The following is a 14296-nucleotide window of genomic DNA, read 5'->3' as shown; positions in this document are numbered from 1 at the left end:
GTACTCGCATGACAAGTTCTGCGATCGAGGTTTCGGGCCTGCGGAAGGCTTTCAAGGACAAGGTCGTGCTCGACGGCATCGATCTGGAGGTTCCGGCGGGGACGGTGTACTCCCTGCTCGGGCCGAACGGGGCGGGCAAGACGACGACCGTGAACGTGCTGACCACGTTGGCGCAGGCCGACGCCGGGACGGTGCGGGTGGCCGGGTACGACGTCGCGACCGACGCGAAGGCGGTGCGGGCGGCGATCGGTGTGACGGGGCAGTTCGCTGCGGTGGACGAGTTGCTGACCGGCCAGGAGAACCTGCAGCTGATGGTGGACCTGAGCCGCTCGGCCACTGACCCGGGGATCGTCACCGAGCTGCTCGAGCGGTTCGAGCTGATCGAGTCGGCGCAGAAGCCGGCGTCGACGTACTCCGGCGGCATGCGGCGCAAGCTGGACCTGGCGATGACGCTGGTCGGCACCCCGCGGATCATCTTTCTCGACGAGCCGACGACCGGGCTCGACCCGCGCAGCCGGCGCACGATGTGGGCGATCATCCGCGACCTGGTGGCCGACGGGGTGACCGTTTTCCTCACCACCCAGTACCTCGAGGAGGCCGACCAGCTCGCCGACCGGATCGCCGTCCTGGACCAGGGCCGACTCGTTGCCCAGGGCACCGCCGAGGAGCTGAAGCGGCAGATCCCCGGGACGCACGTCCGGCTGCGGTTCACCAGTGTCGACGAGCTCGACGCGGCCGCGCGGCTGTTCACCGACGCGAGCCGGGACGACGACGCGCTGGCCCTGCGGGTGCCCAGTGACGGCGGGACGAAGTCGCTGCGCAACGTGCTCGACCGGCTCGACGAGTACTCCCTCAGCGCGGAGGAGTTCTCCGTGCACACCCCCGATCTCGACGACGTTTTCCTCGCCCTCACGGGCCACACCACGGAGGTAGGAGCGCGATGAGCGCCAAGTCCCACTCGCTGGTCATGCTGAGCCGCGATTTCAAGCACGTCGCCCGGAACCCGACGTCGGTCTTCAACGCCGTGCTGATGCCGGTGATCATGCTGTTCATGTTCGTCTACGTGCTCGGCGACGCGTTCAGCGTCGGGGTCGACTACATCGACTACGCGACGCCGGGCATGATGCTGCTGGCCGTCTGTTACGGACTGGGCGGTACCGCGGTCTCGGTGAACTCCGACATGACCAAGGGCATCATCAACCGGTTCAAGGTGATGGACGTTCCCCGGCACGCGGTTCTGACCGGCAAGGTCGTCGCCAGCGTGCTGACCAACCTGATCGCCATCGCGGCCCTGGTCGGCGTCGCGTTCCTGCTCGGCTTCAGCCCGTCGGCCAGTGCGCTCGACTGGCTCGGCGTGATCGGTCTGGTCCTGCTGCTCGGCTTCGCCACCGCGTGGCTGACGGTCGCGCTCGGCCTGGCGGCGAAGTCGCCCGAGACCGCCGCGTTCGCCGCCGTGCCGCTGATCATGCTGCCGTTCTTCAGCAGCGCGATCGTGCCGGCGGACAAGATGGGGCCGGGCATCAAGCAGTTCGCGCAGTACCAGCCGTTCACGCCGATCATCGAGACCCTGCGTGGTTTCCTGAACGGTACGCCGGACACCGGCGACGCGCTGACCGCGCTGGCCTGGTGCCTCGGCATCGCCCTGGTCGGCTTCCTGTGGGCGTCGGCCACGTTCACGAAGCGAGCGTGACCTCGGCCAACTCCTGCCAACTGGTCTCCCGGCCCTGCTGAGCCGCCTCGGCGTACCGCGCGTCGCCGAGGCGGCTTCGTGCTGCCTGCTCGATCCGCGCCTCGTCCGGGTTGGACCGGTCCGGCAGCCCGCGGACGGCGATACTTGCCGCGAGCAACCGAACGGCCTGTTCGTCCTGCTCGCGCCGCAACGCCAGGTCCGCGACCCCGACGAGCATCTGCGCGATCACGGACACATGACCCGACCGGGCCGCCGCCTGGCAGGCCGAGGCGTGGTGCTCGCGAGCGACCGCGAGATCGTCGGCGAGGTAGCCGAGCAAGCTGTCCGTCGTCGCGCGCACGTGCGGCTGCTCCGCCTCGTCGCCCAGCGTCGTGGCCACCACCCCGAGCTGCCGATGCGCCTCCTCCGCGTCGCCGCGCCACCGGGCGAGCTCGGCCTTCGAGAGCGCGAGCATGGCCAGCGCGCCCGGCCAGGTGACGCGTTCCGCGTGCCGTTGCGCCTCGGCGAGCGCCCTGTCGCTGGACTCCGTGTCCCCGAGCAGCCAGTACAGCTGAGCCTGCCGTGAACACTTCTGGACCGCGTCGTCGACGGCACCGAGCTCCATCACCACCGCGATCGCCTGGTCGTAGTACTCGCAAGCGCCCGCGAAGTCACCCCGTACGGCGATCCGCTCGGCCAGCTCCGCGAGCGCGAACGAGATCCCGAATCGCTCGCCGATCTCCCGGAACTCGGCCAGCGCCAGCTCGAAGTGCGCGTCCGCCTCGAGCCCGCCCTTTCCGAACACGACCAGCGCCTTGCCCAGCTGCAGCCGGGCGATCGCGCGGACCCAGGGATCCTCGCTGCCGAGCGGGGACTCCCACGCGGTCAGCGCCTCTTCCGGGGACCGCAGCATGCGTTCCAGCGGTTCGATCAGGCCGAGCACGGGACGAGCGAGCTGAGTACGCCGGCTGATCCGGTACGCCTCGTGGATCCACTCCTCGGCGTGGTGCTCGTCGCCCGGACCGGAGTTCAGGAACGTCACGACGATCACGTACACCATCGCGCGGACCTCGTCGGTCACCTCACCGGGCGTCCGGGTCGCCGCCATCACCAGATCGTTGCCCTCGGCCTTGTGTCCACCGAGCCACCAGTACATCCCGGCGGCCGCAGCGAGCCGCATCGCCTGCTGCGCCTCACCGGCCGCGATCGCACCGCGCATCGCGGCGCTGAGGTTGTCATGATCGGCCGCGAGTACGGCGAGCCACTCCAGCTGCTCGGCACGGCGAAGATGCGGCTCCGCGGTCTCGGCGAGCTCGGTGAACCAGGCGAGATGCGCTTGACGGGCGAGGTCCGCTTCGCCGGCCTCCGCGAGCCGCTGTGCGCCGTACTCCCTGATGGTGCCGAGCAGCCGGTACCGCGGAGCTTTGTCGCCGTCGGCAACGACCAGCGACTTCTCGGTCAGGGCGGTCAGCAGCTCGAGCACCTGCCACGACTCGACCGAGTCGCCGCTGCAAACGTGCTCGGCAGCTTCCAGGCTGGCGCCACCGGAGAACACCGAGAGCCTGCGCAGGACCACCCGTTCGGCGTCACTCAGCAGTTCCCAGCTCCAGTCGATCACGGCGCGCAGCGTGCGTTGCCGCGGCAGCGCGGTCCGGCTGCCGCCGGTCAGCAGCCGGAAGATGTCGTCGAGGCGGTCGGCGAGCTGATCGAGGGACATCGTGCGCAGCCTGGCCGCGGCCAGTTCGATCGCCAGCGGCATGCCGTCCAGCGCCCGGCAGACGCGCGCCATCGTCGCCGAGGTGTGCGGATCGGCCGCGAGGTCCTTGCGGACGTCGCCCGCCCTTTCCCGCAGCAGTTGGACGGCGGCGGAGGACTCGATCTCGGCCGGATCGGCGTCACCCGCGGGTAACGCCAACGGCACGACCTGCCACAGCGCTTCCCCGGTGATGCCGAGCGACTCCCGGCTGGTCGCCAGGATGCGCAACCGGTGGCACTCGCCGAGCACCCGATGGGCGAACGCCGCCGCCGACTCGATCACGTGCTCGCAGTTGTCCAGGATCAGCAGCGCGTCGCGCTCGCGGAACGCCGTGACGAACCGGGCCGTCGGTTCCAGGTCCGACCCCTCGGCCTGCAGCCCGTCCCGCAGGCCGAGCGCGGTGAGGACCGCCTGGGCGACGTCGCTGTCGACGCCGATCGGCGCGAGCTCCGCCATCCACACGCCGTCCGGGAGTTCGCCGAGCAGGGTGCGGGCGGTTTCCGTGGCCAGCCGGGTCTTTCCCGCGCCGCCTGGCCCGACCAGGGTGGTGAGCCGGTGCCCGGCGACGAGGTCCCGGACCACGGCGATGTCGCCGTCCTTGCCGACGTAGCTGGTCAGCTCGGCGCGCAGGTTGGTCTTCCGCTCGTCCGGCTTGCGCCCCATCTCGCCCCGCAGCAGGGCAACGTGAACGGCCGACAGCTCCGGGGACGGGTCGACTCCCAGCTCGTCGGCCAGGGCTTGCCGGGTGCGCTCGTAGGTTTGCAGGGCGTCGGCGTTGCGGCCGGCGGCGGCCAAGGCCCGCATCAGCGCGGCGACGAAGCGCTCCCGCACGGGATGCGCGGCGACCAGGTCGGTCAGCTCCGTGACCAGTTCGGCGCCGTCGCCCAGCGCGATCTCCGCGTCGTACCGGTCCTCCAGGGCCGCCAGGCGGAGCCCTTCGAGCCGGGTGATCGCGGCGTCGTACGCCGTACTGTCCTGCAGCCCGATGTCCTGCATGGCGCCACCGCGCCACAGTGCGAGAGCCTCGCGCAACAGTTCGGGGTCCTCTTGCCGGCGAGCCCGGTCCACCAGCCGCTCGAATCGCACGGCGTCGACCGCATCGGCCTCGACCGCGAGCTTGTAACCCTCCGCGTGTCCCTCCACCGCGCCGTCCGGCAACACCTTGCGCAACCGCGAAACCAACCGCTGCAGGGCGTTCGCGGCGTCCGCCGGCGGGTTCTCGCCCCAGATCCAGTCGACCAGCGTCCCCTTCGGAACCACCTGCCCCGGCCGCAACGCGAGCGCGATCAGCAGCCCTCGCAGCCGAGCACCCGGGACGTCGACCAGAGCGCCCTCGCCGGTACGCACCTCGAACGGCCCAAGCATCCCGATCTGCACCCGCTGATCTTGCCACGCGACAGTCTCTCCGCCGGTCGGCACGGGCCTGGACGTCGCCCGGTCAGCTCGGCCCGGCGGACCACACGCCGTACCACTGCTCAGCACCGTACTTCTCGAACCGCTCGACCTCGCTGAAGCCCAGCTTGGTCGCGAGGCGCAGCGAGCGTTCGTTGGCGGTCTGCGTGCACAACGCCACCGGCTCGCCGGGCAGCGCCTCGGCGAACCATCGGAGCACCGCGGCACACGCCTCGGCGGCGTACCCGCGTCCCCAGGCTTTCGGCAGGAACAGGTAGCCGAGCGAGATTTCTCCGCCCTCCGGCCCGCCCGGTCGCTCCGACTCTCGATGATCGAGCGTCACCGTGCCGATCAGGTCGCCGTCGAGCTCCACCACGAAGAACCCGGGCCGCTGCCCAGGCACCGCGGGCAGGACGCTCTCCAACTCGTCCCGCGCCTGGGCCCCGCCGACATAGGTGCCGACCTGCGGCGAAGCAAGCAACTCGACGATCGCGGCCCGATCCCGCGTCTCGGACTCCCGCAGCACCAGCCGCTCGGTCTGGATCGGAGCGGGCGGCCAGGGCCCGATTTCGAACATGCCGGTCAAGCTACCAATCGACCGGCTCGCTGCCCTGGCGATCCTCACTGGCTCTGGTAACCCCTCGCCTGCGTGGTGAAAAGCCGGGCGTAGGTACCGCCGCCGGCGAGCAGCGACGTGTGGGTGCCGGTCTCCGTGATCGCCCCGTCGTCCAGGACGACGATCAGGTCGGCGTCGCGCAAAGTCCCGAGGCGGTGCGAGATCAGGACCGAGGTGCTTCCCGCGCGCAAGGCGCTGATCCTGCCATGCAACTCGGATTCGGCCTCCGGATCGAGGCCCGCGTTCGGCTCGTCGAGGATCAGCAGGTCCGCGTCGGCGCGGAGGAAGGCGCGGGCCAGCGCCAGTCGCTGCCACTGTCCGCCGGAGAGAACGACCCCGGTCCCGTCCGAGCCGTCGTCGTCGGCGAACATCCGGCTGAGCATGGTGCGGTAGCCGTTCGGGAGATGTTCGACGACGGTGTGGATGTCCGCCTGGGTCGCCGCGGCGGTGATCCGATCGGAATCCTCCAGCGCGGTGAGGTCGCCGAGCGCGATGTTCTCCGCCGCGGTCAGGTCGTACGACATGAAGTCCTGGAACACCGCGCCGATCCTCTTCCGGAGCTCGGCTGGATCGAGCTCGCGCAGGTCGACGCCGTCCCAGGTGATCCGGCCCTTGGTCGGGTCATACATGCGGCACAGGAGCTTGACGATCGTGGACTTGCCCGCGCCGTTCTTGCCGACCAGGCCGACGGCCATGCCGTACGGGATGGTGACGGTCACCCCGCGCAGCACCCACGGCAGGTCGTCGCCGTAGCGGAACCAGACATCGTCGAGCACGATCCCACGGCGCAGTTCCGGCGTCGCGACGGGACGTTCCGCCACGGGCATTTCCGCCGGAGCTCCGAGTACGACGGTGTAGTGGTCGAAGATCATCAACTGTTCGTTCATCTGCGCGAGCAACGCCATTGTGCCGCCGACCGCGACCTGCACGCCTGCGACCGCGGCGACGAACAGGGCGATGTCGCCCGCGGTCAGTTCGCCGCGGCCCGCCGCGAGAATCGCCCAGATCAGCCCAGCACCGGCAACGACGGCAGCGAAGAGCTCGAGCCCGCTGTGGACGAACAATTCCCGGCGGTCGAGTGCGCGGCGGGCAGCGTGAATCCCCGACAGGGTGCGCATCATCCGGTCGCGCAGGAAGTCGCCGGTGCCGAACAGCCGGATCTCTTTGCTGGCGCGCTCGTCGGACAGCAGCATCTGGTAGAAGAGCTCGCGGCGTTCGTCCGGACTCAACCGCATCGTGGTGTTCACCCGGCGCCTTGCCAGCGCGAGTTCGGCCAGCAGGGTCGGCAGCGCGGCGACCAGCACGATGCCGGCGATGACCGGCGTGATCACGAACAGCGCACCGAACAGGCTGAGCGCCGTGATCACGTTCCTGACCAGCTGCATCGTTGCGATCGTCAACTGCGCCGGAGCACTGTCGGCGGCCTCGGCCAGACGCAGCTGGTTGAGGAACTGCGGATCCTCGAACCGGGCGAGTCCGGGGAAACGGTTGACCGCCTGGTACAGCCGGTCCTTGGCCGCTCGGCTGACACGCCGCTGCGCTTCCGCGGAGAAGTACTCCGTGAGCTGCGGCAGCGTCGCGGTCAGCGCGCCGAGCACGGCAAGCGTGATCGCCATCGGAAGCAGTCCGTCGATCCCGGTGCCTGCGGTCACCGAGTCGATGACCAGCTTGGTCAGCCAGGTGACCGTGACTGGCAGCAGCGCCCCGACCAGGGTGATCGCACTCAGCAGGCCGAGCTGCGCGGGTGCTTCCCGAAAGGCCATCGTTGCCGCGGGCGCTAGCCCTCGCACCGTGCGCCGGCTCTTCGTCATGCGGCCCTTGCGGGTCGGCGCATCGACCTGGCGACCACGCCGAGTACGGCGTCCCCTGCGGTGAAGCCCCAGTGCCGGGAGTCTCCGCTGCGGGCCGGATTGTCCCCGAGCAGGAGCAGTCGCCCCTCCGGCACCAATGAACCCGCGAAGTCGATGTCGTTCTGGGCCCAGCTGTCCCGGATGACGGCAGGGATGTGCTCACCTGCCGTCGCGGCGACGCGCTTGATCACCCAGGACTCCGCCGCCGCGAAGTCGGCGGAGCCCGGACGGGCGACGACGACCAGGTCACCGGTGCGGACCGAGGTCAGCGGAGCGCGCCGGACCAGGACGCGGTCGCCGTCGTACAGGGTGGGTTCCATGCTCGGGCCCTGGACGTCGACGACAACTACCAGCCGCCGCATCCGCAGGAGCAGTACGAAGCCCGTCGTCGCGACGAGGACGCCGGCAATTCTCTTCAGCACCGCGTTGCCGAGGTCCGGTCAGGCCGGCGTGGGGACGGGCAGGGTGGCGAACTCGATCGCGCTCGCGGTGATCGTTCCGCCCGCGACCACGCCGTACGTCGGGAAGGCGGTCACGCCGAAGGCGGTGGCGATCGGCCCTTCGTAGCCCTCGACAACGATTCGGGCGCTTCCGCCGAGCACGCCGACGATCTCGGACGCATCGTCGTCGCCGTCGGCAATGACGATCGCGAGAACGCTGTCCTTTCCACCAGGGACGCCGGCGGCGTGGGCTGCGAACTTCGGCGCGCTCTCGATGCAGGGGGCGCAGGACACGGAGAAGAATCCGACCAGCGTCTCCGCGGTCAGCGACTCCTTGGTCACCGGTACGCTGTCCGTGCTCACCGCGGTGAACTCGTCGACCTCCGAGCCCGGAGCACGCATGGACTCGGCGGGTGGACTCTGCATCGCGCTGTACGGGATCTTGGCGATCGCCTGATCGTGTTCCTTCAGCCGGCGGATGACACCGAACAGCAGCAACAAGTTCAGCACGCCGACAATGCCGACCACGACGACCAGCGCGGTGAGAAACGTCGTCAAGGAATCCAGCCTTTCTCTACTGTTGCTTGCCGAGCTGCGACGTGGTTGCCGCAACTCGGAACAGCCCCATCAAGTCGTCCAGCCGTGCGGTCAGCCCGACGCCGATCAGCGCGGCGAAGGCGACAACGCATGCCAGTCCGATGTCCGTCGATGACGTTGGCTCGCTCAGGTTCGCCGCGATGCCGAGGACTCCGAACGCCGCGAGGACGATGTTGCGGACCACATGCTGCGGGCCGAGCGGCGAGTTCGACGCCCCGAAGCAACGGCACGACGCCCGCTGCCCCTTGCGCAGGGAACGCACGATGGCCGCCGAGAAGACGGCGAGCAGCCCGATGCCGAGAGCGAATCCCCACAGCGCATGGACGATCAGGGCGAGCACGATCGCGATCTCGGCTGCTACGACGGCGACGGCAAGCTGACGCGCCCGTCCCGCCCCCGCTCCGCTCAACCGGGCCGTCGCGGCCGCGAACTCCGCGAACGCCGTACGCGAGTACAGCTTGGATCCGGCCGACACGGCAAACACCCCACCCAGCAGAACCTGACACCCGAACTGCAGATACTCCACGCTCACCCCAATCCACGTCGTGTCCCCGCGTCTGCGAGACGGCGGCGTCCCTTCGAACGCCGCCGCCCGTCACCGCGGATCTACGGCGCGCACGAGGCAACGGCTACACAGGTAGTCGTCTCGTACTGGCACCCCGGACCCGAGTAGCACACCCGCGTCCGGTACCTGCGATTCCCGTTGCAGTCGCCACACTGTCCAACCAGCCGGCACGCCGGACAGGCCGCCGATGCTCGGACCTTCGGCGCGAAGACGGACAGCAGCCCGTCACTCATGCTCTGGATCAACTTCGTCATTGATGCCTCCAGGATCGTCGGGGTGCGGAACCGATCGCCGGATGCCAAGAGGCTTCCGGCCGGTTCTCCTCGATCTGGCGCAGACTACGAGTGACCGATGACACGACCCTGCCCGTACTCCGCCCGTACCAGAAGCAGCCGGCGCCGGGATTCGTCGTACCGGCTGGAAGCGGCGGGTTCGTTCAGCCGGGCGGCCCGGAACGTAGTGTGCGTAGAACACGGCCGCTCGAGGGCGCCAGGGCAAGACAAGGAGTCAGACGATGACGCGTCCGCGGTGCGCACCTCACACGAATCCGTCGCGCTCGACTCGAGAGGCGTTGTGAAGCTCCTCCTCACCTCCGGGGGCATCACGAACCAGAGCATCCGGGATGCGCTGGTCGATCTGCTGGGCAAGCCGATCTCCGAGTCCCATGCGCTCTGCATCCCCACGGCACAGTGGGGCCACCCGATGTTGGGACCCGCATCGGTGCGACGCGCCGTCGCCGGCGAGCCTCCGTTTCTCCTGACCAGCCTGGGCTGGGCGTCCGTGGGCGTCCTCGAACTCACCGCGCTGCCCAGCATCGGCGAGGAGCGATGGGTGCCGTGGGTCCGAGAGGCCGACGTGCTGCTGGCGGACGGCGGCGACGCCGCCTACCTGTACCACTGGATGCGACAGTCAGGCCTGTCGGACGTCATCTCATCGCTACCCGGGACGGTCTGGGTGGGTCTCAGCGCCGGCAGCATGGTGATGACCCCGCGAATCGGCGACGACTTCGTCAACTGGCCCTCCGCGCCGGACGACCGCACACTCGGGGTCGTCGACTTCTCGATCTACCCACACCTGGACCACGAACTCATGCCGGGCAACTCCATGGCCGACGCGGAGAGATGGGCCGCCGGCATCGCAGGTCCGGCGTACGCGATCGACGACCAAACCGCCATCAAGGTGACCGACGGCACCGTCGAGGTCATCTCGGAAGGCCACTGGAAGGCCTTCCCCGCCTAGCCGCCGGCGCGTCACGGCCGGCGAAAGTCGCGAACTGGGGTAAAGGACAAGCCGACCGCAGACCTCCCGTGACACCAGCCTCCCGGGTCATGCGAAAGGCCGGTTTCCCAGAAGGAAAACCGGCCTCTGACCTGCGGTGGAGCTTAGGGGATTCGAACCCCTGACCTCTTCCATGCCATGGAAGCGCGCTACCAACTGCGCCAAAGCCCCGCGTTCTTGCGACTCGGAAAGCTTAGCGGATGAGGGGCCTGGAAGAAAAATCGGTTCCCGGTGGGGGTCGAGGTGATGCTGAACACTGGTGGGGCGGGCGGGTTGGTGCGGGGTTCGCGGCGAGCGGTGCGGTAGTGGAAAGGGCTACTGCTGCGGGTCGTCGGACATGACTGGTTCGGGGAGGGAGCCGGCGTTCCACTCCTCGATGCGCCAGCGGTTGTTGCGGCTGGGGAGGAGGGAGATCCAGTTGCAGTTGGAGAGGCCGCCGAAGGCGGGCCAGGCCTCTTGGGGGATGCCGAGGAAGAGACAGACTCCGACCCGGGCGGCGAGGCCGTGGGTGGCTACCACGACGGTATCGGAGGGCTGGGCGTCTTCTACTGCGCGTTGGAGGGCGGGGGCGAAGCGGGCGGCGACCTCTTCGACGGTTTCGCCTGCGGTGCCTCGGCGCTGGGGTTCGCCGGCGCGGATGCGGGCGGCGGCTTCGGGGTGGGTCTCGGCGAGTTCGGCCATGGTGAGGCCGGCCCAGTCGTCGACGTCGATCTCGCGCAGGGACTTGTCGTACTCGACGGTGAGGCCGGTGAGGGCGGCCAGCTCGGCGGCGGTGGAGGCGGCTCGCTGGAGGTCGCTGGCGATCAGCCGGGTGGGGGCGAGCGACGCCAGGCGGGCCGCGGCCGCGCGGGCCTGGGCGATGCCGACCTCATCCAGGGGGATGTCGGCCTGGCCCTGGATCTTGTCCTGGAGGTTCCACTCGGTGCGGCCGTGGCGCCAGACGATCAGGCGTCCTGCGGTCATTCGGGTGAACCGGGGACCGGCGACGGCAGCGGGATGATCGGGCAGTCGCGCCACAGCCGCTCGAGGGAGTAGAAGCTGCGCTCCTCGTCGTGCTGGACGTGGATGACGATCTCCAGGTAGTCCAGCAGGACCCAGCGGCCCTCGCGGGCGCCTTCGCGGCGGACCGGCTTGGCGTCGAAGTCCTCGCGCAGCTTCTCCTCGATCGCGTCGACGATCGCGCGGACCTGGCGGTCGTTGGACGCCGAGGCGACCAGGAACGCGTCGGTGATCGCGAGCTGCTCGGAGACGTCGAACGCGAGCACGTTCTCGGCCTTCTTGTCGTGGGCCGCCTCGGCTGCCGCGGTGAGCAGCTCGACGGCACGTTCGGAGGCAGGCATGCAGTTCCTTCTAATGGTTGGTGTAGAGGTCGCGCTTGGCGATGTACTGGACGATTCCGTCCGGGACCAGGTACCAGGTGGGATTGCCCTTGGCGACCCGGGCCCGGCACTCGGTCGACGAGATGGCCAGCGCGGGCACCTCGAGCAGGGTGATCCGGTCCATCGGGAGCCGGTCGAGCGGGAGCTCGGTCGCCTCGGTCCCCGGCCGGGTACAGCCGACGAACTGGGCCAGTTTGAACATCTCGTCGACGTCGCGCCAGGTCAGGATCTGGGCCAGCGCGTCGGCGCCGGTGATGAAGAACAGCTCGGCGTCGGGATAGAGCCGGGACAGGTCGCGCAGCGTGTCGATCGTGTACGTCGGCCCCGGCCGGTCGATATCGACCCGGCTGACCGAGAACCGCGGGTTGGAGGCGGTCGCGATCACCGTCATCAGGTACCGGTCCTCCGGCGGCGAGACGTCCCGGTCGGTCTTCTGCCAGGGCTGCCCGGTCGGGACGAAGATCACCTCGTCCAGATCGAAGTACGACTGCACCTCGCTGGCGGCCACCAGGTGGCCGTGGTGGATCGGGTCGAACGTACCGCCCATGACGCCGAGGCGCCGGACCCGCTCCGGTAAGTTCACGTCAGCTCGATCCGCCGCTCAGCTGTGCGGCCGGCCCTTGCCCATGATCACGGTCAGCGCCAGCAGCGCGACCAGCACAAGCAGGGAGAACCCGCCGTACCACCACGGCGAGATGTGCGACGCCTCACCGGCGGCTTCGGACAGCGGCGCCAGCTGGGGCAGGAGTTGAAGAGCCATGGGCAGAGCCTATCTCGCCCCACCCCCAGGAAGCGCGACCGGTGGCCTTCGAGGGGCCGGCCGGTCGCGCCGGGTGGGTCAGTGCTTGCGGGTCAGCAGCCTGCGCAGAGCCGACGGGCGCGCGGCGACACGGTTGTGCAGCTCGGCGACGCGGCGCAGCTCGTGGATGTGGGCACGGGCGACTTCGGGGGTGATCATGATTCCTTCACAGGGTTGTGGTGTCGCTGGAGGGGCATCTCCAGCTAGTCGAAATTGTACGCCGTACGCTGGCTCTACACAAACGAATTAAAGGCAGATCAGACGATCTCCCTACGAATCTGCGGTGAACGGGAGGATTCATGGACGTGATCGATCGACAGCTGGTCGAGGCGCTGCGGACCAACGGGCGGTCCAGCTGGGCCGAGCTCGGCCGGGTCGTCGGGCTGTCCGGACCGAGCGTTCAGGAGCGGGTGAAGCGGCTGGAGGAGCGTGGCGTCCTGCTCGGCTACCGCGCGGTCGTCGCACCGGACAAGGTCGGCCTCGGCACCAGCGCGCTGATCGGGCTGTTCCAGCGCGACGACGTGGAGACCGACGACATCGTCGACGGGGTCCGGGAGATCGAGGCCGTCGAGGACTGCTGGTTCGTCGCCGGCGACCAGGAGCTGGTGGTCAAGGTCCGGGTCGCCGACGTCACCCACCTCGAGGCGGTCGTCGGCCAGCTCCGCAGAGTGAACGGCGTGGTCAGGACCCGGACGACGGTCGTGCTGTCGACCCGCTGGGAAGCGCGTCCCGCTCCCCTGCCGACGGAGTAGCCCGCCAAACCAGCAGCAGAGCAGCGGCCGCCCCCAGCGCCAGTACGGCGGCCGCCGGGTACAGCAGACCCGGCACGCGCTCGTACGCCGTACCGCCGAGTGCTGGCGCCAGGAACATCCCACTGATCGACGCAGCGGCGTACAGGCTGCTGTAGCGCCCGACCATCCCCTCCGGCGCCGCATCGGCGACATGAGCCGTCGCGGTCGGCTTGTAGAGCATCTCCCCGCCAGTGATCACCGCCACCGCCACGGCCGCACCTGCCAGCGCCGGCCACACTCCCAGCACCGCCAGCCCCACTCCGACCAGTACGAAGCCGCCTGCGACCACGTGCAGCGCCTGGTGCCCAGCCAGCCGCACTGCCAGCGGCGCCTCGAGCAGCACGATCACTACCGAGCTCAGCCCAATCAGTACGCCGTACGCAACCGCCGGCGAGCCCGCGTCTCTCAGCAGCAGCGGCATCGTCGCGAAGAGCTGTCGGTACGCCGTGTCGACCACCACGATCGCACCGAGCAGCACCAGAGTCGCCCTGTCCTGCCGCAGCGCCCGCCAGACACCTGAGGCCTGCCGCACGACAGTCCGCTTGGCCGCCGGCACCCACCGCCACACCACGACCGCCAGCACCAGACTGCTCACCGCGTCGACGACGAACACCAGCGAGAAGTCGTACGCCGCCAGCAGCCCTCCCAGCGGCGGCCCGATCGTGAAGCCGGCGTTGCTGGCGGTCCGCGACAGGGCGATGCCCTCGCGACGCCGATCGGCGGGCATCGCGGTCGCCACGAGGGCGCTGAGGTTCGGTCTGCTCGCTCCCCCGCACAGTCCGGCGATCGCAGCCAGCACTGCCAGCCCGGCGGTGGGTGCGACAGGCATCGCCAGGCAGGCGGCGGCCCAGGTCAGCTGACTGCCGACCGCAGCCGTCCGGAGGCCGAAGCGGTCACCGACCCAGCCGCCACCGAGGTTGCCGCCGAGCAGCCCCACGCCGTACGCGGCGGCGGCGAACCCGGCGTACTGCGGGGTCATCCCGCGGTCCCCGACCAGGTACAGGGTCAGATAGATCCAGGCGAGCGCGCCCGCCGCGCTGACCAACTGGCCGAGCATCACGGCCTTCAGCCAGCCGGGGAGGCCGGCGACTCGGCGCCAGTACGTCGTCACGCCTGCCTCCTGGGTGAGTTCCTGGCAGGAACTTAGTCGCCCGGCTAAGTTGA

General features: G+C 69.6%; 15 protein-coding genes and 1 tRNA gene. 4 read left to right on the top strand and 12 right to left on the bottom strand.

Annotated elements, in window-relative coordinates:
* Positions 1-8 precede the first annotated feature (8 nt).
* Both BWI15_RS04660 and BWI15_RS04655 read left to right on the top strand, forming a co-directional pair.
* On the top strand, positions 9-944 hold the full coding sequence (locus BWI15_RS04660) for an ATP-binding cassette domain-containing protein (RefSeq protein WP_077013034.1): 936 nt from the start codon (positions 9-11) through the stop codon (positions 942-944).
* Positions 941-1690, top strand: a complete 750-nt coding sequence (locus BWI15_RS04655) for an ABC transporter permease (protein ID WP_077013033.1) — start codon at positions 941-943, stop codon at positions 1688-1690. The genes BWI15_RS04660 and BWI15_RS04655 overlap by 4 nt, the downstream gene beginning before the upstream one ends.
* Here BWI15_RS04655 and BWI15_RS04650 read toward each other — a convergent pair.
* From BWI15_RS04650 to BWI15_RS04625, 6 genes are all read right to left on the bottom strand, one after another.
* Positions 1674-4802, bottom strand: a complete 3129-nt coding sequence (locus BWI15_RS04650) for a BTAD domain-containing putative transcriptional regulator (RefSeq protein ID WP_077013032.1) — start codon at positions 4800-4802, stop codon at positions 1674-1676. The genes BWI15_RS04655 and BWI15_RS04650 overlap by 17 nt on opposite strands.
* 61 nt (positions 4803-4863) lie before the next feature.
* The gene (locus tag BWI15_RS04645; RefSeq protein ID WP_077013031.1) at positions 4864-5394 is read right to left on the bottom strand and encodes a GNAT family N-acetyltransferase; all 531 of its coding nucleotides are present in this window, start codon (positions 5392-5394) and stop codon (positions 4864-4866) included.
* 44 nt (positions 5395-5438) lie between these two features.
* Positions 5439-7223: an ABC transporter ATP-binding protein gene (locus BWI15_RS04640; RefSeq protein ID WP_202817572.1), complete on the bottom strand. Its 1785-nt coding sequence runs from the start codon at positions 7221-7223 to the stop codon at positions 5439-5441.
* Between the two features lie 17 nt (positions 7224-7240).
* Complete coding sequence (locus BWI15_RS04635) at positions 7241-7705, bottom strand: S26 family signal peptidase (protein WP_202817571.1); 465 nt, start codon at positions 7703-7705, stop codon at positions 7241-7243.
* 18 nt (positions 7706-7723) lie between these two features.
* Positions 7724-8281 carry a TlpA family protein disulfide reductase gene (locus tag BWI15_RS04630; RefSeq protein WP_077013029.1) on the bottom strand — a complete coding sequence of 186 codons (558 nt, stop codon included), beginning with the start codon at positions 8279-8281 and terminating at the stop codon, positions 7724-7726.
* A gap of 16 nt (positions 8282-8297) precedes the next feature.
* Entirely contained in the window at positions 8298-8852 is a 555-nt protein-coding gene (locus tag BWI15_RS04625) for a MauE/DoxX family redox-associated membrane protein (RefSeq protein WP_083750556.1), read from the bottom strand.
* Between the two features lie 606 nt (positions 8853-9458).
* Between BWI15_RS04625 and BWI15_RS04620 the strand changes: the two genes are divergently transcribed.
* A complete protein-coding gene (locus tag BWI15_RS04620; protein ID WP_077013028.1) occupies positions 9459-10124 on the top strand; it encodes a Type 1 glutamine amidotransferase-like domain-containing protein in 666 nt (221 codons plus the stop codon).
* A gap of 137 nt (positions 10125-10261) precedes the next feature.
* On the opposite strand, the gene BWI15_RS04615 is transcribed toward BWI15_RS04620, so the two are convergent.
* The 5 genes from BWI15_RS04615 to BWI15_RS39240 all read right to left on the bottom strand — a co-directional run bounded on the left by BWI15_RS04615 (position 10262) and on the right by BWI15_RS39240 (position 12302).
* Positions 10262-10334 (bottom strand) — tRNA-Ala (locus BWI15_RS04615).
* A 144-nt stretch (positions 10335-10478) separates the two neighbouring features.
* A complete protein-coding gene (locus BWI15_RS04610; protein WP_077013027.1) occupies positions 10479-11126 on the bottom strand; it encodes a histidine phosphatase family protein in 648 nt (215 codons plus the stop codon).
* Positions 11123-11503, bottom strand: a complete 381-nt coding sequence (gene rsfS / locus BWI15_RS04605) for a ribosome silencing factor (RefSeq protein WP_077013026.1) — start codon at positions 11501-11503, stop codon at positions 11123-11125. Before rsfS ends, BWI15_RS04610 begins: the two co-directional genes overlap by 4 nt.
* A gap of 10 nt (positions 11504-11513) precedes the next feature.
* The gene (nadD, locus tag BWI15_RS04600) at positions 11514-12125 is read right to left on the bottom strand and encodes a nicotinate-nucleotide adenylyltransferase (protein ID WP_077013025.1); all 612 of its coding nucleotides are present in this window, start codon (positions 12123-12125) and stop codon (positions 11514-11516) included.
* A gap of 18 nt (positions 12126-12143) precedes the next feature.
* The gene (locus BWI15_RS39240) at positions 12144-12302 is read right to left on the bottom strand and encodes a hypothetical protein (protein WP_168197262.1); all 159 of its coding nucleotides are present in this window, start codon (positions 12300-12302) and stop codon (positions 12144-12146) included.
* Between the two features lie 338 nt (positions 12303-12640).
* Between BWI15_RS39240 and BWI15_RS04595 the strand changes: the two genes are divergently transcribed.
* Complete coding sequence (locus BWI15_RS04595; RefSeq protein WP_077013024.1) at positions 12641-13093, top strand: Lrp/AsnC family transcriptional regulator; 453 nt, start codon at positions 12641-12643, stop codon at positions 13091-13093.
* Here BWI15_RS04595 and BWI15_RS04590 read toward each other — a convergent pair.
* Complete coding sequence (locus BWI15_RS04590) at positions 13023-14243, bottom strand: MFS transporter (RefSeq protein WP_083750555.1); 1221 nt, start codon at positions 14241-14243, stop codon at positions 13023-13025. The genes BWI15_RS04595 and BWI15_RS04590 overlap by 71 nt on opposite strands.
* Positions 14244-14296: the final 53 nt, after the last annotated feature.

The sequence above is a fragment of the Kribbella sp. ALI-6-A genome (assembly GCF_001984195.1).
Classification (GTDB): domain Bacteria; phylum Actinomycetota; class Actinomycetes; order Propionibacteriales; family Kribbellaceae; genus Kribbella.
This window is presented reverse-complemented; position numbering and strand designations above follow the sequence as displayed.